At 37.3% G+C, this 26,238-nt stretch carries 22 protein-coding genes and 1 tRNA gene; 18 read left to right on the forward strand and 5 right to left on the reverse strand.

Features of this window, described 5'->3' with window-relative positions; all coding sequences use genetic code 11:
- Nucleotides 1-19: 19 nt before the first annotated feature.
- Both AC6IWN_RS00780 and AC6IWN_RS00785 read left to right on the forward strand, forming a co-directional pair.
- Nucleotides 20-481, forward strand: a complete 462-nt coding sequence (locus tag AC6IWN_RS00780; protein WP_497990102.1) for a hypothetical protein — start codon at nucleotides 20-22, stop codon at nucleotides 479-481.
- 106 nt (nucleotides 482-587) lie between these two features.
- Nucleotides 588-660: transfer RNA gene (locus tag AC6IWN_RS00785), tRNA-Trp, on the forward strand.
- Nucleotides 661-881: 221 nt separating this feature from the next.
- Here the strand turns inward: AC6IWN_RS00785 and AC6IWN_RS00790 are convergent.
- Both AC6IWN_RS00790 and AC6IWN_RS00795 read right to left on the reverse strand, forming a co-directional pair.
- Nucleotides 882-1,082 (reverse strand): cold-shock protein, encoded by a 201-nt coding sequence (locus tag AC6IWN_RS00790; protein ID WP_497990104.1) that lies wholly within the window; start codon nucleotides 1,080-1,082, stop codon nucleotides 882-884.
- A 277-nt stretch (nucleotides 1,083-1,359) separates the two neighbouring features.
- Nucleotides 1,360-1,779 (reverse strand): hypothetical protein, encoded by a 420-nt coding sequence (locus AC6IWN_RS00795; RefSeq protein ID WP_497990106.1) that lies wholly within the window; start codon nucleotides 1,777-1,779, stop codon nucleotides 1,360-1,362.
- Between the two features lie 118 nt (nucleotides 1,780-1,897).
- On the opposite strand from AC6IWN_RS00795, the gene AC6IWN_RS00800 reads away from it, so the two are divergent.
- The 6 genes from AC6IWN_RS00800 (at nucleotide 1,898) to AC6IWN_RS00825 (ending at nucleotide 11,431) form a co-directional block, all read left to right on the forward strand.
- On the forward strand, nucleotides 1,898-2,401 hold the full coding sequence (locus AC6IWN_RS00800) for a CarD family transcriptional regulator (protein ID WP_497990108.1): 504 nt from the start codon (nucleotides 1,898-1,900) through the stop codon (nucleotides 2,399-2,401).
- Between the two features lie 477 nt (nucleotides 2,402-2,878).
- Entirely contained in the window at nucleotides 2,879-3,913 is a 1,035-nt protein-coding gene (locus AC6IWN_RS00805; RefSeq protein WP_497990110.1) for a polysaccharide deacetylase family protein, read from the forward strand.
- Nucleotides 3,914-4,015: 102 nt separating this feature from the next.
- Nucleotides 4,016-5,815 (forward strand): regulator, encoded by a 1,800-nt coding sequence (locus AC6IWN_RS00810; protein WP_497990111.1) that lies wholly within the window; start codon nucleotides 4,016-4,018, stop codon nucleotides 5,813-5,815.
- 269 nt (nucleotides 5,816-6,084) lie between these two features.
- A complete protein-coding gene (locus tag AC6IWN_RS00815; RefSeq protein WP_497990113.1) occupies nucleotides 6,085-7,305 on the forward strand; it encodes an FkbM family methyltransferase in 1,221 nt (406 codons plus the stop codon).
- Nucleotides 7,306-7,549: 244 nt separating this feature from the next.
- Nucleotides 7,550-10,042, forward strand: a complete 2,493-nt coding sequence (locus tag AC6IWN_RS00820; protein WP_497990115.1) for an Ig-like domain-containing protein — start codon at nucleotides 7,550-7,552, stop codon at nucleotides 10,040-10,042.
- 174 nt (nucleotides 10,043-10,216) lie between these two features.
- Nucleotides 10,217-11,431, forward strand: a complete 1,215-nt coding sequence (locus AC6IWN_RS00825; RefSeq protein WP_497990117.1) for a YibE/F family protein — start codon at nucleotides 10,217-10,219, stop codon at nucleotides 11,429-11,431.
- A gap of 116 nt (nucleotides 11,432-11,547) precedes the next feature.
- Here AC6IWN_RS00825 and AC6IWN_RS00830 read toward each other — a convergent pair whose 3' ends face one another.
- The 3 genes from AC6IWN_RS00830 to AC6IWN_RS00840 form a co-directional block, all read right to left on the reverse strand.
- Nucleotides 11,548-11,997 (reverse strand): PH domain-containing protein, encoded by a 450-nt coding sequence (locus AC6IWN_RS00830; RefSeq protein ID WP_497990119.1) that lies wholly within the window; start codon nucleotides 11,995-11,997, stop codon nucleotides 11,548-11,550.
- Nucleotides 11,998-12,051: 54 nt separating this feature from the next.
- Nucleotides 12,052-12,489 (reverse strand): hypothetical protein, encoded by a 438-nt coding sequence (locus tag AC6IWN_RS00835; protein WP_497990121.1) that lies wholly within the window; start codon nucleotides 12,487-12,489, stop codon nucleotides 12,052-12,054.
- 89 nt (nucleotides 12,490-12,578) lie between these two features.
- Nucleotides 12,579-13,580, reverse strand: a complete 1,002-nt coding sequence (locus AC6IWN_RS00840; protein WP_497990123.1) for a patatin-like phospholipase family protein — start codon at nucleotides 13,578-13,580, stop codon at nucleotides 12,579-12,581.
- A 291-nt stretch (nucleotides 13,581-13,871) separates the two neighbouring features.
- On the opposite strand from AC6IWN_RS00840, the gene vanR reads away from it, so the two are divergent.
- From vanR to AC6IWN_RS00890, 10 genes are all read left to right on the forward strand, one after another.
- Nucleotides 13,872-14,588 (forward strand): VanR-ABDEGLN family response regulator transcription factor, encoded by a 717-nt coding sequence (gene vanR, locus AC6IWN_RS00845; RefSeq protein ID WP_497990125.1) that lies wholly within the window; start codon nucleotides 13,872-13,874, stop codon nucleotides 14,586-14,588.
- On the forward strand, nucleotides 14,575-15,678 hold the full coding sequence (vanS, locus tag AC6IWN_RS00850; RefSeq protein WP_497992230.1) for a vancomycin resistance histidine kinase VanS: 1,104 nt from the start codon (nucleotides 14,575-14,577) through the stop codon (nucleotides 15,676-15,678). The genes vanR and vanS overlap by 14 nt, the downstream gene beginning before the upstream one ends.
- Nucleotides 15,679-15,835: 157 nt before the next feature.
- A complete protein-coding gene (gene vanG, locus AC6IWN_RS00855) occupies nucleotides 15,836-16,891 on the forward strand; it encodes a D-alanine--D-serine ligase VanG (RefSeq protein ID WP_497990127.1) in 1,056 nt (351 codons plus the stop codon).
- Complete coding sequence (locus AC6IWN_RS00860; RefSeq protein ID WP_497990129.1) at nucleotides 16,888-17,646, forward strand: D-alanyl-D-alanine carboxypeptidase family protein; 759 nt, start codon at nucleotides 16,888-16,890, stop codon at nucleotides 17,644-17,646. The genes vanG and AC6IWN_RS00860 overlap by 4 nt, the downstream gene beginning before the upstream one ends.
- Nucleotides 17,647-17,651: 5 nt before the next feature.
- The gene (gene vanT, locus AC6IWN_RS00865) at nucleotides 17,652-18,842 is read left to right on the forward strand and encodes a serine racemase VanT catalytic subunit (RefSeq protein ID WP_497990130.1); all 1,191 of its coding nucleotides are present in this window, start codon (nucleotides 17,652-17,654) and stop codon (nucleotides 18,840-18,842) included.
- 276 nt (nucleotides 18,843-19,118) lie between these two features.
- A complete protein-coding gene (locus AC6IWN_RS00870; protein ID WP_497990132.1) occupies nucleotides 19,119-20,984 on the forward strand; it encodes an APC family permease in 1,866 nt (621 codons plus the stop codon).
- Between the two features lie 294 nt (nucleotides 20,985-21,278).
- Nucleotides 21,279-22,199 (forward strand): ABC transporter ATP-binding protein, encoded by a 921-nt coding sequence (locus tag AC6IWN_RS00875; protein WP_497990134.1) that lies wholly within the window; start codon nucleotides 21,279-21,281, stop codon nucleotides 22,197-22,199.
- Nucleotide 22,200: 1 nt separating this feature from the next.
- A complete protein-coding gene (locus AC6IWN_RS00880) occupies nucleotides 22,201-23,037 on the forward strand; it encodes an ABC transporter permease (protein ID WP_497990136.1) in 837 nt (278 codons plus the stop codon).
- A gap of 9 nt (nucleotides 23,038-23,046) precedes the next feature.
- The gene (locus AC6IWN_RS00885; RefSeq protein WP_497990138.1) at nucleotides 23,047-23,820 is read left to right on the forward strand and encodes a pseudouridine synthase; all 774 of its coding nucleotides are present in this window, start codon (nucleotides 23,047-23,049) and stop codon (nucleotides 23,818-23,820) included.
- A 125-nt stretch (nucleotides 23,821-23,945) separates the two neighbouring features.
- Nucleotides 23,946-26,228 (forward strand): glycoside hydrolase family 3 C-terminal domain-containing protein, encoded by a 2,283-nt coding sequence (locus AC6IWN_RS00890; protein ID WP_497990140.1) that lies wholly within the window; start codon nucleotides 23,946-23,948, stop codon nucleotides 26,226-26,228.
- Nucleotides 26,229-26,238: the final 10 nt, after the last annotated feature.

A 26,238-nucleotide genomic window follows, 5' to 3' on the forward strand; every position in this document is an offset into this window, starting at 1 on the left:
GATTTGGGGGATACCAATTATGAAATCGATCGAAGATGATTTAATACTTCTTTCGTCTGTCCGGGAGTCTATGGTGGATGTCACGGATAAACTAAAGAAATGGGATGCAACACAGGCAACTATTGAACAAGGCGCTTATGAATCGATGAATGCATCGGATACTGTACTTAATCTCTCTAAAGTAGGGAGCTATCTGGTGAACAGGTTAAAAGAATGCTGTGAGGTATTAATGAATAACCCGGGCGAAGAAGCAAGTAAAATGACAAAGAACTCTTTAGAGGAGCTTAATACTACCTTTACTCACATTACACTTGCCTCATCAAACATCAATGATATCGCACATACAATTGAGAAAAATGTTGCTGACCTAAAGGAAATAGAAGAAGGGGCTTCAGAGTCAGTACATAAGATGTCGGAAACATTAAATGAGGTGATTGCAAGTGCGGAACTTCACATGGTACTGAAAGATCACATTTTTTAATCGATATCAGATATTTTAAAAAATGTTGTCAAACCTCGAAATATTCTTGACAATTTACACAATTCATTGTAATATAGAAAAGTGCTCAGCACACAACGACATAAATAGGGGTATAGTTCAGCTGGTAGAATAACGGTCTCCAAAACCGCAGGTCGTGGGTTCAAATCCTACTGCCCCTGTAAATTGCATCCTAAAGGATGCGTTAAAAGAGTTCATACGTAAGTATGGACTCTTTCTTTTTTATCTAGTAGCAGTAAATTCGAAGCCACGACCTGCGGAGTATGGTCGGGACGCCTTGGAACAAGGCGGTGTTCCTAAGTGCAGCTGTGCTGCACTTTTCCTACATGCCTCTGTAAAATAAAAAAAGACCACTTAAAAGTGATCTTTTAGATATTGCTAATTAAGCAATGTTAACGTTGACTGCTTGCATTCCACGAGCACCTTTTGTTACATCAAACGTTACAGCCTGACCTTCATCGATGGATTTAAATCCTTCCATAGCAAGACCTGAGAAATGTACGAATACATCATTGCCCTGTTCGTCAGAAATAAAACCAAATCCCTTTTGTGCGTTAAACCATTTTACAGTACCTTTATTCATGAAAGATACCTCCTTAAATTTATTATACTCCAATAAAAAACACATATCTCAGTAAATCAAAAATGATCTACGAAAATATGTGAAATCAATTCTTTATTTAAAATACCTTATAAGCATAACATAGTTAGCAATATAAGTCAATTAGAAAAATATAATCTAACCGTAAGTCTGGTGTATCTGATATTCCATTAATAAACTAGAAAGCGATGCTTAAGTTTGTTAAGGAAGTTATTATAAATGTTCATGCATGGAAGGCTAAAGAGAGGAAGATTTATGTTTATATCTTATTAAGTAAGCTTATTAATAAATTAATATTATCTAAACCTATTTGTATTGCAAGATCGCGTACGATAGCTTCTTTTAATAAAATATTATCTAAGTATAATTGTTCACCTAATGGAGTAAGTCTGAGACATTTTTTCTTGTTGTTATTTACAACATTATTTACCATTAAAATGCCTTTTGAATTTAAAGCTTTAATACATTTGTGCGTTGCCTGCCTTGTAATCTTGATTTGTTGTACTATTTCTGAAATGGTAGGCTGGTTCCCGTGAATCAGGTAAATAACAGACCATTCAGAATTTGTGAGAGATATATTGTATGAACTACTACACAATTCTTCATTCATTTTTTTGAATTTGTAATATTTTGAATTTAATAAATCAATTAAATTTATATTATCAGCTTCTTTTACCACTCATTTCACCTCAGCAGAAGTATACTATTATAAAAGCTAGATGTCAACTTGGTTGACATAAAATTATTAGTATGCTATATTTATACATGCAACCCTGTTGATAAGTGGAGGCAATAAAATGTTTAAGCAAGGTGATTATGTTAATTACTCATGTCGAGGAGTATGTTTAATCGATGAAATAAAAGAGAAAACAATTGACAATAAGAAAAATATGTACTATATCATGCATCCTATCAATGTGAAAAATTCTGTAATAATGACTCCGGTAGACAACGAGAAAATAAAAATGCGTTTGATTATTAAGAAGAAAAATGCTGAGGATATTATAGATACATTATTAGTGAATAGTGATTCGCCTCGTATTACTGATAAGAAGACGAGAGAGCGTGTTTATACTAAAATGCTGAAAGAAGGAAATCCTAGCGAATTAGTAGAAATAATTAATGTATTAAATGAGGAAGAGAATGAAAAAAGAGCGGAAGGAAGAAAAAAATCCGCTACTGATGAAAAATATTTAGAAAAAGCAAAAGAATTATTGTTTTCTGAACTATCAGTATCATTAGGTATAGAAACTGATCAAGTAAAGCAAAGAGTAGAAACAATTCTTCGGGAAAAGTATTAAATATAAAATTATTAATATAGATAGAAAAAATAACAGTCATTTTTTATTGTACTGTTATTTTTTTATGCTGTAACTTATAGAATATAACTTGTCTGATTATACTTAAATTTCTGCATGAGGGAATGCCTTTTCTATTTGTGATTGTGGATAGGGTAGTTTAATTCGACGACACGACCTGCGTAGGACCTTTATTTCAGTATTTGGTAATCCACCATATCGGTATTCATTTGCAGTTCTGAAAAGAAATTAATAAACAAAGTAAGAGCTATCATCATCATAGATTGTAAAGTATGGACTTGCATTAATTAGTTTATTGTGTTAACATACTAATGTAAATATTTACCAATATCATTATACATAAGATTGATAATTGTCAATACTTCCAGTGGTGGCATTGATACTTATCTGACTATAGTATGATTGAAAACAACTCGAGTTGTAATAAGTGGATTTTTCATTTTGAAAGGAGGAACGTAAATGAAACGATATGTAATGTTATTTATTGCACTTTTAATGTGTTTTGCAATGGCTATTCCTGTAGGAAAAGCGTCTGCTGCCACTAGATATGAAACTGAGAATATGACCTTAGGCGGTCAATACGCTGGGAAAATCAGTTCTCCATTTTCGGGAGTAGCTCTATATGGGAATAATGATTATTGCCAAACCAGTAATATTACATGGAGCAACACTCCGGTAACAATAAGTGTCAGGGGAGCTTCGAACAATTCCAATGCCGCTACCGTAGTTATCAGGATGAATGGATATGAAATGGGTAGGGTTAGCTTTACCGGGACAACCCCTACGGTGCAGTCTTTTACCTGTACCCCGCAGTCGGGTAGCTATGCGATTCAACTTATTGTAACCAATGATACCGGAAATTGGGATGCTTATGTGGATTATGTAGAAGTCAGCGGTAGTGGTAGCGGTACAACACCGACACCGACGCCAACTCCTACCCAGCCTCCGACAAGCGGTAGCGTTTATCTAACTTTTGATGATGGACCAACGAGTAACTCACCGACATTAGTAAATAATTTAAAGAGTGCCGGAGTCAACAGTGCTACCTTCTTTGTATGGGGTAATAGAATCAGCAGTAATCAGGCTGGTTGGACTTCCTACATGAATTCTGGATTTAGCTTGCAGAACCATACTTATACACACTCCCATATGACCAGCTGGAGTTATCAGCAGGTTTATAATGACATTCAACAATGCAACACAGCAATCCAGAATGCCGGTAAACCAAAACCAACGAGGATTCGGCTACCTTATCTTGAGAGCAATTCAACGATTCAGCAAGCATGTTCGGCTCTTGGCCTGTCGATCGTCAGCCCTAACGTGGATACTCAGGACTGGAACGGTGCCAGTACACAGGCTATCGTAAGCGCCTGCAACAGCTTGCAAAGCGGTGGTAATCCATTGATGCATGATGGATATACAACCACGAATGCGGCGATCGCTACTATTGTTCAGAATCTAAAGAACCGAGGTCTTGGCTTCGCACAATATTAAAATAATATTTATAACAGCCGCCTGTATCTAACGCGGGCGGCTGTTATTTGTAAGCCCGTCTTGGGCTAATTACAATAGAGGATTTATTTACGGGGGGATATCATGAAGAAGATAAGCCAATCGAGACTGCTGACATCCTTGTTATTACTTATATTTTTCATTTTCATTATTGCTTTTCTATTTATATCTAATAAGCAATCCATGCCATGGGAGCAGACCAATGGTCCTTATGGGGGATATATTCATTGTTTTGCAATCGAGGGTGAGAATATTTTTACTGGGACCGAGGGTGGCGGTATTTTTCTTTCTTCGGATAAAGGTGTAAACTGGAAAGAGGTAAACGTGGGTTTAACAAGCAAAAATGTCTATTCGTTGGCAATTAACGGAAATAACATCTTCGCAGGTGCGAATGGAGGTATCTTTCTCTCAACTAATAACGGAGATAGTTGGAAGTTGATAAATTCAGAGTTGACGGATACAATTGTTCTTTCTCTTGTTATCAGTGGTAAGAATATCTTCGCCGGAACCACAAACGGTGTATTCCGCTCCATAGATAATGGTGTCACCTGGAAGGCTGTCAATACAGGACTAGCCTCTTTGAATGCAAATTCTCTAGTCACCGACGGTACAAATATATTCGTAGGGACCGAGGGTGGCGTTTATTTGTCTACCGATAACGGTGATCAGTGGAATTCGGTTAATTCAGGTCTAAGCAATACCCAAATCAATTCCCTCGTTAGGAGCGGCAAAGTACTCTATGCAGGTACTTATGGGGGAGGCATTTTTTGTTCTGATAACAACGGCATGAGTTGGGAAGAAATTAACTCAGGGTTGAGGAATAAGCATGTATACTCCATTGCTGCAAGCGATGATTTTATCTATGCCGGAACAGAAGATGGCGTATACGTATCCGATAACAGAGGGTTAACCTGGAACTGGGCAGTTAAGGGGTTGGCCAATACTTTTATTTATTCATTAGCCGTTAACAATGATGATCTGTATGTAGGAACCAATGGTGGCGGAATTTATTATTCCGACAATCATGGTACCAGCTTTCAGGCAATCAATACCGGTTTAGCCAATACACATGTCGGTGCTTTTGCCAAGAACGGTAAAACTATTTATGCAGGAACCAGTGGTGCGGGTGTATTTCTTTCTAAAGATGATGGTAATACATGGAGAGAGGTGAATTCGGGTTTGACGAATCCTTATGTATTCACCCTTGCTATTTTGGGTGATAATATCTTTGCAGGAACCAACGGTGGTGGAGTGTTTATATCTTCCGATCATGGCACTAACTGGAGAGAGGCGAATTCCGGGCTATCTAATAAAAATGTCTATTCACTGGCTGTCAAAGGAAAGAATATCTTTGCCGGCACCATGGGCGGTGGTATCTTTAGGCTGGCGGATAATGGTACAAGCTGGAGTGCGGTTAATTCGGGACTGGCAAATGCATCGGTCAGTTCACTCGTCGTAAACGGCGATACTATCTTTGCCGGAACCTTTGGTGGTGGAGTATTTTTATCAGAGAATAACGGCTCTAGTTGGATAGCTAAGAATGCAGGATTAACAAATAATCAGATATTTGCACTAATTAAGAATGATAAGAACATCTATGCGGCAACGCCCCGTGATGGGGTGTTTCTAACCAAAGATCATGGTGCAAGCTGGAGCCAGATTAATACAGGGATTACCAATACGAATATTGATGCCCTTGCGGTTAAGGACAAAACCATATTTGCCGGAACTTATGGTGGTGGGGTATTTAGTTCCACAAATGGCGGAAGCAGTTGGCGATCATTTAATACAGGATTAGATGGAATTGATGTTTATTCCTTTTGTATCAGCGGTAAGAATATTCTGGCCGGATCAAATGCAAGTGGGGTATGGAAGCGACAATAATATGATATTGCGTCAATTCATGACTATATTATATCAGTGTACCCATTAGAAAAGCCTTATAACGCGGTGGTTATAAGGCTTTTTTATATTAAAAACATGTTGCATTTAAGTTCACAGCAAAGAGTGGACTTTTTATTTTTCCAAGAGGCAATGTGTATTTTATATGAGAATAAAGATTTATATTTTTTCGATAAGAACTATGTTATCATTAATTGGAAATATGTGAAACAAAAATACGGCGATACCCGAGATTATATGAGGTGGTACAGATGATAAAAGAAGACGAATCAATTATCGAGATAATGAGCAGTTTTGAAAAAATTGCAAATATGCTGAAGAATAGCAATACAACGGACAATAATCTTGTAATTGATTTATATGAAGCAATGAAAGAAATAAATAGTTACATCTTTGATAGTCCGGTGATTCATATAAACAATGCCGTATCTTATGCAGAGTTGTTGTTAAATGGTAATATGGAATTGGGTCAATTCTTAGAGGAAGTAGATTCGTGGAGAGAGTTGATAATTAATACTGTTCATGAACGATCCTTACTAAAAAATAATATTGACAGAGACTTTAATAAAATGGTTGATAGTATTAAGGTGCTAGATCGTAATATGTTATTTACAAAAGCAGTTAATAACTTAATGGCAATCAGAGCTTCAAATGAAGTATTGTTTCAAAAGTATGTTTTGTATTATAATCATTTCGCAGATTATTGGGGTGATTTAGATCCAGATACTGATAACTTTGGTGTCATTGAACAGCGAGTGAATGCATTACTAGACCACCTTGGTGATTTTATATGGTTATACGGACGTCTAGGAGATTACCGTTCAAAATATGTTTTGTACGGTATACTATATTCTTGGATATTTTTTGATAATAGTAAATTAATTCATGTGAAAGAGAATCTATTTGCTGACTATTATGATTTGGACTTGTTGGAATGTGATGAAAATGAGGTCGTAGTTGATATAGGTGCATATGTTGGAGATTCGGCGAAAAGCTTTATTGATACCTACGGTAATTACCAAAAGATATATTGTTATGAGATAACAGAGATCAGCATGGAACAATGTAAGCAGACGTTATCTGACCATAAAAATATTATTTATAGAAACTGTGGTGTTGGTTCTATAAATGAGGTAAAATATTTAAACTCTTTTGGCTCAGATGCTTCTACGAATACATTGCAGGAACAAGGAAGCATACCAATCAATATAGTTACAATTGACAAAGATATTACAGAAAAAGTTTCGCTTATTAAGATGGATATAGAGGGATATGAACAGGACGCATTAATTGGCTGCAGGGAGCACATAACAAAAGATCATCCAAAGCTTACAATTTGTACTTACCATAATAATGAAGATATCTGGAAGATACCTAGAATGATAGATGAGATGTATCCGGGCTATAAATTTTATATGAGATATAATGGAGATCAGTTGGGTCCCACAGAATATGTTCTTTTAGCACTGTAAAAGAGATATAAAAGAATACTAATATTAAAAGTTCACTCGAAGTGATGTGACCCCAATAAGTTTAATTTTTAGGTCTAACTTATTGGGGTCAGTTCAAAAGAGTGGGCTTTTTTGTGTGTTCAAGACCTTAAATTTCACGTTTTCATGAAATAACTAGTACCAAATTTTAACACAAACATGATATTTTATCAATTGCAGGAGTGCTATAGTTGACTTACCAAATATTATCAAATAGGAGGAAAGTATGAAAGCAAAAAAGAAAGTAGTAGTCACCGCGGTCGCATTGGCATTGTCATGCGCAATTGCAGTACCGTCATTTGCAGCAACTTCACATTGGAACGATAATGCTTCCAAGACAAGTATTTCTACTGACTGGGCAAATTGGAAGACAAAGTGGGATAGCGTAAAGAATAATTTTGAGCAAATTTCACTTACCCCTGGAAAAACAGAAAGCAGTATAAACTTTGCATGGTATTCCAAAAATCAAGATGAGGCAAAGGTGAGATTCTCTACGACGAAGGATATGAATGATAGTACAGAGATCATTGGTTCATCGGTAAGTTATAAGTCGATTAACGAAACACCTTATTATTCCAATAAGGTTACATTAACCGGTTTAAAGAGCAAAAAGGTATATTATTATCAGTATTATTTGGATAGCGCATGGACACAAGTTAAGAAATTCAAAACCCAGGATACGGATGAGTTTTCCTTTCTGTATGTAGGTGATCCGCAGATAGGTGCATCGGTAGGACAAACGGCAACCGGTGACCAATCTGCACAGAATGCTGAGCTGGCTGCCAGAAATGACTCATTTAGTTGGAATACTACGTTGAATTCTGCTTTTGATGCAAATCCTAACGTAAGCTTCATGATCTCAGCTGGCGACCAGATAAATGAAAGTGCAAGTAATGGATCGGCAGCCAAGGATTTACAACAAGAAATTGAATATGCAGGTTATCTGTCTCCGAGAGTAATATCTTCCTTACCTGTTGCAACAACGATTGGTAATCATGATTCAATGACTGCAAATTATCAAAATCATTTTAGTAACCCGAATGAGTTTACAGCAGAAACAACACCGACAAAAGCCGGTAATGATTATTACTTTACCTATGGAGATGCATTATTTATGTTCATAGATACGAACAATTATAATGTAGCAGACCATGAAGCTTTGATTAAAATGGCTACAGAGGCGAATCCAGATAGCAAATGGAGAATCGTGACCTATCATCAGGATATTTACGGCTCCGGTTTAGATCACTCAGATTCTGACGGTATTATTTTAAGAACGCAGCTTACAACATTATTTGATAAGTACGATATTGATGTAGCACTTCAGGGTCATGACCATACTTACTCGAGAAGTTATCAGCTGACCAGTGACGGAGCTGCACATACTGCATACGATTCGTCTGTAAAACTAAGTGATCCGGCGGTGAAAGAGGAATTCTTAAACCAGAATTTATGCTATAAAATCGTAAGCCAGGATACAACCAATAATGTAGTGACCAACCCTCAGGGAGTTCTCTATATGGAGGCGAATAGTTCTACTGGAAGTAAGTTTTATGATTTGATTGCATCACAGCAAAATTATATTGCTTCCAGAAGCCAGACCTGGACACCAACTTATTCTGTTGTAGATGTGACGGATGATACTTTGACGATAAATACCTATGACGTATCTAGCGGTAATAAAATTGATACACCTTATACGATCAGCAAACCTAATGAAATTACTGCAACAGGCGTAAGCTTAAAAGATACTACAAAGAGTTTATCCATAGGCGATACATATACACTTGAAGCTGCAATAGCACCATCCAATACTTCTGATAAAACACTAACCTGGACATCTTCAGATGTATCCGTAGCAACCGTAAGCACAACGGGCGTGGTACAAGGGAAAAAGGCAGGAACAGCAATAATCACAGTAACAACCTCAAATGGTAAGACGGCAACATGTAAGGTAACTGTTAATCCTTCCTTCGTAGCAGTGACAGGAGTAAGTTTAAATGTTACATCAAAGACAGTTAATGTTGGAGATAAATTAACTTTAACAGGTACAGTGGCACCATCGAACGCCACAGACAAGACGTTATCCTGGACCTCTTCCAATAGTAATATTGCAACAGTTACAAAGGGGGAAGTAACGGCAAAATCTACCGGTACCGTTACGATAATTGCTACATCTTCAAATGGTAAAGTAGGAACCTGTACAATTACAGTGAATGCCCAGGCTACTAAGATTACACTTGACGCTACTTCCAAAGCCTTATATATCGGAAGCACTTTTACACTTCACGGAACAATTACTCCTAGTAATGCAACAAATAAATCGGTAGTATGGCAATCTTCAAACACAAAGGTAGCAACAGTATCCTCAGCTGGTGTAGTCAAGGCGATTAATGCAGGTACTGCAAAAATTACGGTTACAACATCGAATGGTAAAACAGCAAACTGTACAGTAACGGTAAAACCTATCTTAGTTAGTAGCCTCAAGTTATCAGCTGCAGCAACGCTGAAAGTAAAGAGTTCACTTACCGTGAAGACATCAATTGCTCCAACAAATGCCACAAACAAATCTTTGACATGGACATCATCGAACACAAAGATTGCCACGGTATCATCGACAGGAGTAGTGAAAGGTATTAAAGCTGGAAAAGTAACAATTACCGCTACTGCCAAAGATGGTAGTAAAAAAACAGCTAAAATAACAATCACAATTAAGTAATAATAATTGATCAAAGCTGTAGATAAGTCAAAGGGTTTCTAATTGCAGCAATGGTAATGTTATTTGGGTCGTTTGCAAAACATGTATTACTGAAATAGGTGCTTATCTGAATCGGTTTGTGCGCTTATATAAGATTAACAATATAGAATTATGGAAGAAAGGTAAGGAATAATAATGAAGTGGTGGAATATAGGAAAGACGAAAAAAATAATAAGGTTTGTGGTCGGGATTTTACTACTCAGTGTGTTTCTTATCTTTCTTCGTTACTGGAACAATATTGACAAGACCCCGATAGTGTCACAACAGGCACATTCGTTTGATAGGGCGGTTGTGACAGATATCACAAAGGATAATCTGCAAGAGAATGGCAGCAGAATTGGCAATCAGGAAGTTAAGGTGAAATTTCTCGATGGAAAGCATAAAGGGCAAGAAACCAGCGCAGTTAGTACCAACGGAAGCCTCTACGGAGCAACCTGTCATGTGGGTATGAAAGTAATTACGCTCACCTCGGAATCCGGTCAAGTTACGATTAGTTCTGTTTATAGCTTTGACCGAGAGTGGATTATCTTGGCGTTCTTTGCCCTGTTTTGTGTATTACTTTGGGTGGTAGGAAATAAAACGGGTTTGAAATCGGTTACGGGTTTGATATTAACGATAGTACTTATCATATACTTTTTTATGCCAGCGATCTATCGAGGAATGTCACCAATTCTTGCAGCGATTATAGTTGTTTTTATCACGACGGTTTTTACGATTCTCTTGCTGGGCGGACAAAGCATAAAATCGATGTCCGCCATCCTGGGTACGGTATTTGGTGTGATTATCTCTGGAATTGCTGCCTGGGGATTTGGAAAGGTGGCGTTGATCTCAGGATATAATGTATCAAATATTGATACACTGGTGGGAATTGGGCAAGTAACCAATATCTCTGTTGGAGAGCTATTATTTGCCGGAATACTAATATCTTCTTTAGGAGGTGCGATGGATATCGCATTATCAATTGCTTCTGCAATTCAGGAGATTCATCAGGCGAATCCGGAGCTACCCCGAAGAAAACTTTATATGAGCGGAATGAACGTCGGACGAGATATGATGGGAGCGACTGCAAATACACTGATTATCGCATTTGTCGGAGGTTCACTCAGCACTCTTGTGATCAATTATACATATGATTTACCTTATCTTCAGATGATTAACTCTTATTCTATCGGAATTGAAGTGATGCAGGGAATATCCGGTGGCATAGGTATTGTGATGACGTTGCCATTGGTGTCTCTGGTATCATCACTTATGATATATGGACAGAAGAAAAAGAGTAAGACCATGGAAGAGAATAGATTAAAAGAAACCTTACTGAGAGATTCGTTAGCAGGTCAGCAGATATCATAGAAAATAATGATAAAACCCCTCAAGTCTATATGTGATATGATCCTCCTAAAGTAGATTTTGTTTATTTACCATGTCTACTTGATAAGTGGCATATCACATGACATTGAGGGGTAGATTTATTCGGAGATATTATTAATTCGCAAGAAATTCTCATAGGCAAGTTCTTGCAGCAATTTATACAAACCCTGAACATTAAATTGTTTTGGAAATTCTAGCTTATGTGAGGAATACTGTACATGATGCCCTTTTAACTCCGGTGAGCTTATATAAGTAAAGGTTAATTCGCTATCGTCAAAACCAAAGCCCGAGGTTTCCATAGTGACGTCTGTAATGGAATAGAGATTTATCGATTGTATTTTTGTTTTTGTTCCGGTTGCTCCTTGTTTGTCGGTAAAAATAATTCTTTTATTAGTGAAGATCATTGCATCTCTGACTAGCTTAAATCCCATATTGATCGTCTCGCCATTCATAAGATACATACCATAATCTTTCGATAAATCTTCAACAGATACAGTGCTGTAATTACCGAGTGCCCCTTGAACCAGATTCTTCAAATTTAGTGCCATAAAATACCTCCTAAGTGAATTTTTAATTCTATATAATTATAATTTTATTATGACCTATTGCTTTTGACTATTATCTATCATGTCAAGGTAGTTATTTAATTCTGTGCTTCCATCCTGGGCTGTATAGATATATCCGTTTAACTTAAAGATTGTATTTGTCAAGAATATAGGCTTATACATGGTGTTGCCAGATTTGTCGTCGAAGGATAGACCCAAAGTCCATCCGGCTGAATCTTCTTTCTCCTTTTTCTTATTCCACGTAATAGAAGTAAGGTCGTTCTTTATGAGCTCTATCGTCTGATTGTCTGTTATGTCAACATGGTTTCCGTTCGAACCGTTTACTAATCTTATCGATTTGACATCTTTAAAATCAAAAATATCTTTGCCTGTAACTTTAACGGAGTTATTACGAAACATGCAGAGCACTACAAGAGTTAACACAATTACAGAAATGCTTATAATAGCGGCTATCATAATATTTCGCTTTAACATATTTTTATCCACCATCCGATCATGCTGAAGATTGCCTTGTATGTAATGAGATTATTAATACACTATTTTTACATAATTAGATTAATTTGTCAAATTTGAAAAAATTCTTTTGCTGCAAGATACCCCTGTTCGTATAAAAATTGGTACTTATCATCGTTCACTTTTATATTAAAATCCAGTGGAGATATGTCATAGGTATCGATAATAATAGAACGCTCTTTATTGAGTGGATTACTTTCGTACACAGATTGCTGAACATAGGAGGATAGATGAAGCAGGCTTTCGATATATGCTAATAAGTTATCAATTGGTGAATACGTTAGATTACTTTTAAAGCGTATGCCAAGGGTGTTCATATTCGCGCCGTAATATACGTAGGGATTGTATCGCGGGGAGTCAAACAGTGTAAGTGGATAGTTCATAATCGCTCCCCCGTCACAGAATACATTCATCATGGAGTTACCGGTTATTTCATAATCATTTGTGGTAAATGCTTCAAAGAACAGTGGTATGGACATGGATATTCGAACAGCCTCTGCTACTTCCATCATCGGTGTAGTTTCATAAGAAAAAACACTAAAGTTTTTCATTGTCAAATTAGTTCCGATTAAGTATAAATCGGTGAAGGGGCGTCCGTTTTTATGAATAGAGGGATCTTTAAAGTCTAAGAAGGTATACGGAGGGCGTTTTTTTGATGTGATGAATTGTTTTCCGATCACCTCCCGGATCCATAAATAGAGATATTCTGTGGAGTACCAGCCAAATTGATTCATCATACGGTACATACAATTTAGATCACCAAATAGATTTTCTATCGTTGATTTTACCTCATCTGGAATTATGTCAATATTGTCTAGAACGCTTTTTGATGGAATCTTACTGTAATCAAGTGATTGAGCTATCATATTCATATCTTCGTACGGAAGGTTAAAGCTTGTGATACAAGCGGTGATAGCACCGGCCGAAGTTCCCGCAATTCTACGAACATTTTTCATCCATTCATTATCTATGAGATATTTTATTGCCCCTAAGTAGGAGATTCCAAGTATTCCCCCGCCTTCAAATACTAAGTTATTGACTTCTTTGCTCATAATTATCCCTCATTCATTTATAAATAACTGCTCAATAGCTGTATTATCAGTAGAATTATATAAATTTCATTAAGATCCTTGATATGCAGTTACTCTAATTCGTTTGATTAAGTTTATGCGGCGATAAGTTATGGTATAATTAAAATAGAAAACTATAGTAGGGTCTGATTGGACAAGTCTGTTATTCTTTGATAAAATAGAACTAATGTTTATAATAATTTTATTTGTGCCTGCGTCATTCTCGATGTAAATTTGGAGGCGCAAAAGACATGTTATGGAATGGAGCAAATTATGAGTGAAAGTATACTAATCGTAGATGATGAAAAAGAGATCGCGGATCTTGTGGAGCTGTATTTGAAAAATGACGGCTACCGGGTATATAAATTTTACTCAGGTACAGAGGCGTTGGAGTGCATTCGCACAACAAAGCTGGATCTTGCTATACTGGATGTTATGCTACCGGATATAGACGGTTTTCGAATCTGTCAAAAGATCAGAGAACAATATTACTTTCCTGTAATTATGCTAACCGCGAAGGTCGAGGATATGGATAAGATTATGGGACTGACACTGGGAGCGGATGACTATATCACCAAGCCCTTTAATCCATTAGAGGTCGTAGCCAGAGTAAAGACACAGTTGAGACGTTATATGAGGTATAATCATTCCGAAGGGACGCAATCCGTTGATAAGAAAGAGATAATGGATCATAATGAGTTTGAATTTAATGGATTAAAGATTAATAAGGACACTCATAAATGTTCGCTGTTTGGGAAAGTCCTGACATTAACACCGATAGAATTCTCTATACTTTGGTTTCTGTGCGAGAACAGGGGGAAGGTAGTATCCTCTGAGGAGCTATTTGAAGCAGTATGGGGTGAAAAATTTATGGATAATAATAATACAGTGATGGCTCATATCGGTCGCTTAAGGGAAAAGATGAAGGAGTCCTCAAAGAACCCGAAATTTATTAAAACAGTATGGGGGGTTGGCTATCAGATTGAATAATAAAAGAAGTAACTTTAAAAGAGCACTATCCATTAGAATACTTACAAGATTTTTAACAGCAATATTCATATATAGTGTGATTATGATTGCTATGTATTTTTTCGCAAGGTATTTTTTTAGCAGGTTTACTTGGTATAAGGGGGAGCTTCTCTATAGCATTCTAAATACGATTGATGATAATTATATAGAGTTTTTTATTCTAATATTTGGCTCAGGTTATCTGGTAATATTCCTGTATTACTGGATGAAAACATTGGGTTATCTGGAGAATATCATAAAAGCAACAGAAAGAATGTATAATTCGAAGGATGGTTTGATTGAGCTTCCTGCGGAATTAAAAGAAGTAGAAAATCAGATGAATCAGATTAAGATTGATATTCAAAGTAATGAGAGAGCAGCAAAGGAAGCGGAACAAAGAAAGAATGATCTGGTTGTATATCTGGCACATGATTTAAAAACACCACTTACGTCGGTGATTGGTTATTTAACACTGCTTAGAGATGAGAATCAGATTTCACAGGAGCTAAGGGAAAAATACCTTACAATATCACTGGAGAAGGCAGAACGTCTGGAGGAGCTGATTAATGAATTTTTTGAAATTACCAGATTTAATCTGACAAACCTGACATTGGAGCTTAGTAAAATTAATCTAACGCGTATGCTGGAACAGATTACGTATGAGTTTAAGCCCATGCTTGCAGAGAAAGAACTAAGCTGTGAGATTAATGCGGAGCCTAATATCATGACATATATTGATGTGAATAAAATGCAACGCGTATTTGATAATTTGATCCGTAATGCAATTAATTACAGCTTCCAGAGAGGAAAAATTAAGATTACTGCACTCCAAACGAAACAAGGTATTCAATTAAACTTTGTAAATCAGGGTAATACAATTCCGGCAGAAAAGCTGAGTAGAGTATTTGAGCAGTTTTATAGATTGGATACTGCAAGAACCTCGAAGACCGGCGGAGCGGGCTTAGGGCTTGCAATTGCAAAGGAGATTATTGAGCTTCATAAGGGAAAGATTACAGCAAGGAGTGAAAATGAGTTGATTGAATTTGATATCACACTTCCAAATCTATCGTAGGAAAATCGTAAGAATTTAATATGAAATTCATTATAGATCTATAAAAAAAAACGAAAAAAGAGCATTCACGTTTTTGATAATATTATGTTATCAAAGGCGTGAATGCTTTTTTTATTTACGTTATTTACAAATCAAAAGGGATTAAAGGAGAAAAATTATGATAAAAAAGAAAATTGCAGTTATATTCGGGGGATGCTCCAGTGAGTACCCCGTATCACTTCAATCAGCATATGCCATTATATCCAATATTGATCGTACTCTCTATGAGTTAGTGTTGATTGGTATTGACAGAGAAGGATCCTGGTATCGATATGATGGTGATCTTAATGGGATTGCTGAGGATACTTGGCATAGTAATGAAAAAGAATGTACACCAATCATGATATCACCGGATCGTAAACATCACGGTTTGATAGAACTTAGAAAGGGTGGAATTCGATTTACTAAAATCGATGCAGCCTTCCCGGTACTCCATGGAAAAAATGGAGAGGATGGAACCGTTCAAGGAGTAATTGAGCTAGCAGGAATTCCTTTGATAGGGTGTGGAACACTTTGTTCTGCGCTCTGCATGGACAAGGATCGTGCACATAAGCTGGTACAAGCGGTTGACGTTGTTACACCAAAATCCATCGTATTGTCAAGGCAATATGATAGGGAATTATTACATGAGTTAACAACGAAGGAACTGCATTATCCATTGTTTGTAAAACCGATGAAAGCAGGCTCCTCCTTCGGAATTACAAAAGTAAAGGATGAGAAGGATCTGTTTGTAGCTGTAGAATTGGCTTTTAACTATGATGATGAAGTTATTATTGAAGAAAACATTGAAGGGTTTGAGGTCGGGTGTGCGGTTATGGGCAATTATGATCTAACCGTTGGAGAGGTGGACGAGATAGAACTTTCGGATGGATTTTTTGATTTTAAGGAGAAGTATACACTAGAAAGCTCCAAGATTCATATGCCTGCACGTATTGATCAAGATACTTCTGAGAGGATAAAACTCACAGCGGCTGCCATCTATAAGGCACTTGGATGTAAGGGTTTTGCAAGAGTGGATATGTTTTTAACACCGGATAACAAGATTGTATTTAATGAGGTAAATACGATTCCGGGCTTTACCTCACATAGTCGTTACCCCAATATGATGAAGGGAATTGGATTATCTTTTCAGGAACTACTGACAAGTTTAATTGAACTGGGGATGAAAGAATGAAAACAATAACATTTGATAAAAAGGACATACACAACGGAAGGCTTATATTAATTAACCGACAGCATCCACTTAAAAGTGATAATAATGGGTGCAATATCTCAATGATACCGGCTTATGTAAGCAATACGGAAGTGTTACTGGAATATAAGACAGCAGCAGTATTATCCCATCTCGTAGGATGTTTAAGATGTGAGGAGGAGATTATACCTGTCAGTGGATATCGGACTTTTGAGGAGCAGTCAAAAATCTATACGGAGTCGCTTGCGGAGAATGGTAGTGAATTTACAAGCAAATACGTCGCATTACCGAATCATAGTGAACATCAATCAGGACTAGCGATTGATCTGGCGTTAAATCAGAGTAATGTGGATTTTATTCGACCGGATTTTCCTTATGATGGAATATGTAAAACATTTCGTGAGAAGGCTCCGCTATATGGGTTTATTGAGCGATATCAAAGCGGTAAGGAGAAAGTAACCGGTATCGCACATGAGCCGTGGCATTTTCGTTATGTGGGGTATCCGCATTCGATTATTATGCAGGAATACGGACTTGCACTGGAGGAGTATAGTGAATTCTTGAAATCATTTCCCTATGAAGGGGAGCATTTTATCACAAAGGTATTCGGGCAGAAGGTAGAGATATTTTATGTTAACGCAGATACAAATTATACATCGATCATACTCGAGGAGGATGCAATCTATCAAACCTCCGGAAATAACATGGATGGTTTTATAGTAACGGTTTGGAGGTAAATATTGTGAAGGGGTCGAAGGAATATGGGGGTATTGATAATTTTCGAATGATATTTCGAAAAGAATCGAAGCAAGTGAAGGAAAGGGATCGCTCTTGGATTGAAATCAACACAGATAATTTAAAGTATAACGCGAAATTACTGTGTAGTCTTATGCAGCCCGGTTGCGAGATGATGGCGGTAGTGAAAGCGAACGCTTATGGTCATGGCGCTGTCAAAGTATCGAAGTGTCTTAATGCAATTGGTGTAAAGTCTTTTGCGGTTGCGACGGTGGATGAGGGGATTGAGCTTCGTAAGAACGGCATTCGCGGTGAGATTTTAGTCTTAGGATATACAGATCAGAGTAGAGTGAATGAATTGCATCATTATCAGTTAATACAAACCGTAATTGATTATGAGTATGCGATTATGCTAAGTAACTGTAATAAGGAATTGAAGGTTCATATCAAAATAGATACGGGTATGCATCGTTTAGGGATATCTTCGGAAGAGGTTAATCAGATCGCCGAGATTTTTCAACTAAAGGAGCTGAATGTGTGTGGAATTTACACCCACCTATGTACTGCTGATAGTATGAATAAGGAGGAGGTTAATTTTACCTGGAATCAGATAGAAGGTTTTTACTACTTACTGAGACAGCTCGAAAAACTGGGTGTTACTATTCCTAAAATCCATATCCAAAGCAGTTATGGCTTGTTAAATTACCCTGAGCTGCAATGTGATTATGCCCGCATCGGAATAGCACTATATGGCTCGTTAAGTTCCCAAGGAGATCGGACAAAGCTTTCAACAGATCTACGTCCTGTCCTGTCACTGAAATCAAGAATTGCTATGATACGTGAAATTCCGGCGGGAGAAGCAGTAGGGTACGGAAGAGATTACCGGGTTGCAAGAGATAGCAGAGTGGCAGTTATTCCTATTGGTTATGCAGATGGGCTGCCCCGTAGTCTTTCAGATGGCTTTGGAAGAGCATTGGTAAATGGGAAGCAAGTATCGATGATAGGCAGAATCTGCATGGATCAGCTGTTGATTGATATAACAGATATTCAGGGTATAAAAAAAGGGGATGTTGTAACCTTGATCGGAGAAGATGGAACGGAAAAAATTGCTGCGGTTAATGTAGCAAAAAGCGCTGGGAGTATTACAAATGAGTTGTTTAGCAGATTGGGAAATCGCATGGAACGGGTATATCTATGATGAAACTACTATAGGTAACATCAAAATAAAATTTAATATGATTTATTAATTATAATTTATCACAAGAAAAGCTTTGTAACTCTTTTACAAGGCTTTTTCTGACATTTGAGGAAGGTGTATGATAAAATAAATGAGTATAAATTTTTTGTAAAGAGAGTGTAAAGAACTTATAAAAATAAATGTAGAAATTTTCATATCGACAATATATAATATTCTTGAGTAAAATATTTAAATTCGGTTAAAAAAGCGTATGAGAAATCAGGGAGAAACTAATAAATGAATATCAAAGAACTACTACTTGGTAAACCTTTAAAAAATGACCAACTTAGTCATGAGAAAATGTCACGTGTATGGGGATTGCCAATCATGGCAAGTGATGCAGTATCTTCGGTTGCCTATGCGATTGAAGAAATTTTATTAATACTGATTCCTGCAATTGGTTTATTAGCATTTCGAGCACTTCCTTATATTGTACTACCAATTTTATTATTATTATTTCTGTTAGTACTATCGTACTCACAGATTATTGACCACTATCCCAGAGGTGGCGGTGCGTATGCAGTTGCAAAAGAGAACATAGGCAAGCCGTTTGCTTTATTATCGGCAGCAGCACTTACGATTGATTATATTCTAACAGTAGCGGTTAGTATATCATCCTCTACCGCAGCGATTATCGCAGTATTTCCTTCGGTACATGAGTATAAGGTAATCGTATCCTTAATCTTTGTTGCATTAATTACATTGATGAATCTTCGAGGAATGAGAGAATCTTCTAAGGTTTTCGGATTACCTACTTATATCTTTATCGGCTCTATGGGTGTTATGATTATATTCGGTTTCTTTAAATTATTAACCGGAACATTAAATCCCATCCAGTATACGGAGGGGGTTATTCCTACTGATATGATTCAGGGGTTGGGAGCAATTATTTTACTGAAGGCATTTTCCTCCGGTTGCTCGGCGATGTCCGGTGTTGAGGCAGTTAGTGATGCCGTACCAAGCTTTAAAAACCCTCCGACAAGGAATGCAAAGCATGTTTTGTTTATGCTGGGTACCATTATCTTCTTTATCTTTGGCGGAACCTCCATATTAGGAGTACATCTGCAGGTAGCTCCTATCCCTGGACATACCGTATTATCACAGATTTCAGGCGCAATATTTGGACATACCTTTATGTATTATGAATTACAGGTATTCACTACATTGATATTGCTCCTTGCAGCTAACACCGCATATAACGGATTACCTCAGTTGTTTTACATCCTTGCACATGATGGATATGTGCCAAGACAGTTTTCCTCAAGAGGTACAAAATTAAGCTTTTCCAATGGTATTGTATTTATCTTTATAGCTGCTTCGCTTTTAATCATTGGATTTAAAAGTGAAACACATGCAATCATACCTTTGTATTCTGTTGGCGTATTTATATCCTTTACCATAGCTCAGTTTGGTATGTTTAAAAAATGGATTATTACGAAAGAAAAGGGATGGCAGTATAAATGCTGGATTAATGGGTTTGGAGCATTAGTAACCTTTGTTGTATCAATTATCGTGTTTGTCATGAAGTTCCATCACGGGGCTTGGATATTAGCAGTAGCTATTCCGATTATCATGTTAATCATGTATGTAATCAATAAGCATTATCAGTCAATCGGCAAGCAACTTGTACTTGAAAAGTTCAATCCATATTATAATGAAAATGCCGTGACATCCACCCAATGTATCTTAATGGTACATGATATTAATAAGCCTTTTCTAAAGGCAATTAATTATGCAAACTCAATCTCAAATAATATCACTGCACTTCACGTATGCCGACATCCGGAGCACGCGAAGAGCCTTCGGAAGCAGTGGGAAGACCTTGCTATTCCAATCAAACTTGAAATTATTGAGACACCTTATAGAGATATTATTAAACCGATGGATGACTATCTGTGGCAGAGGGAGAAAGAGTTAAACCATGGCGAAAACATCTCGGTAATTATTATTAAATTTATAACTGCTCATTGGTATGATAATTTGTTGCATAATCAAACCACCTATTTCTTCGGCCATCATCTAAGTAAGCATAAGAATATTTCTACCGTTATTCTGCCGTTTCATTATATGTTAGATGATAAACATTTTCAAAATAAACTTTGAGATAATTAGGTTATCTATCAAAAAGTGGATTAAAAAATGAAATCAGAACAAACTTTAATAGATTAAAAGCTCGCAGCTTCATTCAAAAGAGACGCTCCCATAAGTTAGACGTAAAATCTGACTTATGGGAGGGCAGCTCAATCCGGTGCGAGCTTTTTTATTTTTGTTTTTATAATCTGAAAATAATGCCAGGGAAAGGACTAATAATCATTCGAGTTACAAATAATTAAATTGAAAAACACAGTATTTTTGGTATAATGAAAGCACTACACTCTTAAAGGAGAAAAATATAATATGAACCCAATTATCAGTGTGAAAAATTTTGTAAAATCGTATGGTAATTTTAAGGCAGTGGATGATATCAGCTTTGAAGTGGAAGAAGGCTCAGTATTTGCTTTTCTTGGACCAAATGGGGCAGGAAAGAGTACTACGATCAATACACTCTGTACAATATTTGAAAAAACATCAGGTACTCTGTTGATTGATGGTAAGGATGTCACAACACATAAGAGTGATGTTAGGGCTGCCATCGGTGTAGTGTTTCAAGATTCTACCTTGGATGCGAAGATGACAATTGAAGAAAACCTGATCATGCATTGTGTGTTTTATCACATCCCGAAGAAGGAAGTGGAAGAAAGAATTCAATTCGTGTTAAAGCTAGTGGATTTGTTGGCTGAGAGAAAAAAAGTGGTTGGAGCACTGTCCGGAGGAATGAAGCGACGTGTGGAAATTGCAAGAGGGTTAATTCATTACCCGAAGGTATTATTTTTAGATGAACCAACGACCGGACTGGATCCTCAAACCAGATCCCATATCTGGGAGTATATATTAAAATTGCAGCGAGAGCGGAATATTACGATATTCCTTACGACGCATTATATGGAGGAAGCGGAAGTATGCGATAAGATTGCCATTATTGATGGTGGAAAAATTGTTGCACATGATACCCCGTATGCATTAAAGAAGCAGTATACGAAGGATAAAGCATTTATTACAACCAAAAGCGAGGAGACGCTGGAGACATTATTGCAGGATTATGACCTGGAATATGTAAAAAAGGATGGTTACTTCAGAGTTGATGCAGAGAACATTGATCGTCTATTACAGGTAATCAGTCTCCAGAAGGACGATATCATTGATATTGAGATTAAAAAGGGAACATTCAATGACGTGTTTTTAGAGATAACAGGTCGAAAGATTCGAGAGGAGGCTTAATATGCAAACAATTATAACGCTATGGATCAGAGGGTTAAAGGCTTTTGTTCGTAACAAAACCGGACTGATATTTTCCTTGGTTTTCCCTCTCTTTTTTGTATATGTATTCGGAGCCATATTTAAGAATGATTATATTGAGAATCCGATTGCTTACATGCTGTCGGGTGTTATCATAACCACGGTATTTGAAGGCTCCTTAAACTTAGCTTCAACCACAGTTGATGATATGGTAAGTGGATTTATGAAGGAGGTATTAGTTTCTCCTGCTAAAAGACTGAATGTAGCAATCGGACAGCTTTTATCCGCTGCTACCGTTTCTACGCTTCAAGGTATATTGATCCTGATTATTGGTCTGTTTATCGGGATTAAATTTACTTCTTGGACGACACCAATCTATATTCTCTTATCAATGATCTGTGTGGGTTTGGTGTTTTCGGGTGTTGGTTTATATATGGCAACTAAGGTTCGTAGCGGTCAGACATTTCAGATTATCAAAACAGCAATTACGATGCCATTGACATTTGTCTCAGGTGCATATATACCGCTGGCTATGCTACCGGATTTATTGAAATATGTAGCGTATATTAATCCGATGACCTATGCGACTGCATTCTTTCGTATGATCGTATTAGAGAAGACAAACCTACCCAATGAGGCTCTCGTGAAAGAGGGATTGGTTATTGATATAAACGGGTTTATCGTATCACCATTTTTATCCTTTGTTATATTCATGCTGATTGGTGGATTGTTCCTCGTTCTAGCTACCAGATCATTTGTAAAAACGGATTTTTCTAAGATTAACAGAAGCGCGAATGATGCAAGCGCTTTGTGGGGATAATGGATTGATATGCGATTAGATAAGTATCTAGCTGAGGCATCCGTTGGGAAGAGAAAGACGACCCGTGAATATATTAAAACCGGTAAAGTAACGGTAAATCAGCAGGTGGTAACGGAACCTGCTATGGAAATCGATGAATTCCATGATCGAATAGAATATTTGGGCGAAGAGATTGTTCATTCACAGAGAGTTTATTATATGTTCCATAAACCGGGTGGATGTGTTACTGCAACCAAAGATAAGGATAATAAGACTGTTCTTGATTATTTTGATCCGAAACATGCGAAAGGATTATTCCCGATTGGTAGACTGGATAAGGATACCGAAGGTCTTCTTTTGCTAACAAATCACGGAGAATTCAGTCATAGTTTAATGCATCCGGATAAGCATGTCGAGAAATCTTATTTCTTCTGGGCACTTGGTGAGCTGAATATTCAAAAAATAGAATTGCTTAAAGCAGGCATTGGTATCGGAGAAGGTGAGCTGCCTGCAAGTGCAATACAGCTCAAAGTGGAGGATTCAGGAGAATATCAAGAACTAAAGGATAAAATGAATGCTAACGATATAAAAGATGTCCGAATTAATCCAATACATCAACCGGTTGTTTCCGGTATATTAACGATAGCAGAGGGCAGAAAGCATCAGGTGAAAAGGATGCTAAAGGCGGTTGGCTGTTATGTGGTTTATCTTAAACGTGTTTCAATAGGAGGGTTGGTACTGGATGAAGCTTTACAGCCAGGTCAGTACAGAGAGCTTAGTGATGAGGAATTGAAAGTGCTATAGCGATAGTTGAGTCAGTTATGTCAATATTGACCTAAAATTAAGTCATTAATTGAAATAGAATGACGGTCATAAACATGATAGAATGTCCTTGTTGGTAATGATTTGTTGTTATAAGGAGAAGGATTATGAAAACAGAAAAGATAAAAGAATTAATAGCAAAAATGACCTTAGAAGAAAAAGCATCACTCTGCTCTGGTGAAGACTTCTGGCATACCAAGGCAATTGAGCGATTAGGTGTTCCCTCCTCAATGGTTTCCGACGGCCCTCATGGACTTCGTAAGCAGGATACGGAAGGAGATCATCTTGGTATTAACGATAGTATCAAGGCTGTATGCTTTCCGGCAGGTTGCGCGACTGCAGCATCCTTCAATCGTGAACTGGTTGTAAAGATGGGTGAGGCTTTGGGTAACGTTTGTCAGGCAGAAGGAGTAAGTGTTGTACTTGGTCCTGCTGTAAATATTAAGCGTTCTCCGCTTTGTGGACGTAATTTTGAGTACACATCAGAAGACCCGATTGTAGCAAGTGAGATATCCGGTGCTCTAATTCAGGGTGTTCAGAGTAAGAATGTCGGAACGAGCATCAAGCATTTTTTAGCAAATAATCAAGAAACCAGAAGAATGTCTTGTTCTGCTGAAATTGATGAAAGAACATTAAGAGAGATTTATCTGGCAGCTTTTGAAGGGGCCATCACTAAACAGAAACCTTGGACGGTTATGTGTTCCTATAATAAAATAAATGGAGTATATGCAGCTGAGAATAAGACCTATCTAACAGATGTATTAAGAAATGAATGGGGCTTTGACGGCTATGTAGTGAGTGACTGGGGTGCAGTCAATGAACGAGTGGCGGATCTGGCAGCAGGAATGGACTTAGAGATGCCTGGATCACACGGAGTGAATGATGTGCTCGTCGTGGAGGCAGTGAAAAACGGAACATTGGATGAAAGTGTATTGAATACTGCGGTAGAAAGAATCTTAAATATCGTATATCGATTTGAAGAAAATAGAGATCCGAATGCAGTATATGACCTTGATCAGGATCACGAATTATCAAGAAAGATAGCGCATGAGACGATTGTTCTATTAAAGAATGATAATATATTACCGTTGGATGAAAAGGAAGAAATCACATTTATTGGTGAATTTGCCGTTAAGCCCCGTTATCAAGGCGGTGGTAGTTCCCATATCAACAGCCATAAATTCACATCAGCGATTCAAGAGGTAGAGGGTAAGAATAATATTACCTATGCACAGGGCTACCGTACTGACGAGGATGAGATTGATGAAATGCTTGTGAAAGAAGCAGTGGAAGCTGCAAAGAAAGCAAAGGTTGCCGTAGTGTTTGCTGGCCTTCCGGATTCCTTTGAATCCGAAGGTTATGATAGAGAGCATATGGGATTGCCGAATTGTCAAAATCATCTGATTGATGCAATCACATCAGTACAACCGAATACAATTATCGTTCTTCATAATGGATCTCCGGTGGAGATGCCATGGATTGACAAAGTAAAAGGTGTCTTGGAGGCATATCTAAGCGGTCAGGCAGTGGGTGGAGCAGTAGTGGATATTCTATTTGGAAAAGTAAATCCGAGTGCAAAACTTGCAGAGACATTTCCTCTTAGACTGGAAGATAACCCATCCTATCTGAACTTCCCTGGTGAAGAAGATATCGTAGAGTACAAGGAAGGGATTTTTGTAGGATATCGTTATTATGATAAGAAAAAGATGGAGGTACTGTTCCCGTTCGGATACGGTCTATCTTACACAAACTTTGAGTATTCAAACCTTAAATTAAGCAGCAAATCAATTAAGGATACCGACAGTGTTATTGTAACTGTGGATGTGAAAAATACAGGCAAGGTAGCTGGTAAAGAAATTGTGCAGTTATATGTGGCGGACAAAGTGAGTACAGTAATCAGACCGGTAAAAGAATTAAAAGATTTTGCCAAGGTTGAGTTAGCACCGGGAGAAACAAAATCAGTTACTTTCGAACTTGGTAAAAGAGCATTCGCTTACTATAATACTAAAATTAAAGATTGGCATGTAGAAAGCGGAGAATTTGACATACTAATTGGTAAATCTTCCAGAGATATCGAATTAACAGAGAGCATCACAGTTGAATCTACAGTAACCCTTCCTTTTGTATTTACAAAGGATACACCACTTGGAGATATCATCCACAATGAAAAGGCGATGAAGATCGTTAATGAGACAGTTAAACTTGATGAGTTATCAGGAATCTCGAATAATGATAGTGGTGGTTCAGCATCAGAGGCGATAACAGCAAAGATGCAGGAGGAAATGTTAAAGTTCATGCCATTACGTGGTGTGATAAGCTTTGGAAAGAGTATGACGGTGAAGGAACTGGAGGATGCAGTTGAGCGTCTGAACAGGGAAGCATCGATATAATGATTGATGT

The sequence above is a fragment of the Variimorphobacter sp. HTMS_6 genome (assembly GCF_059717775.1).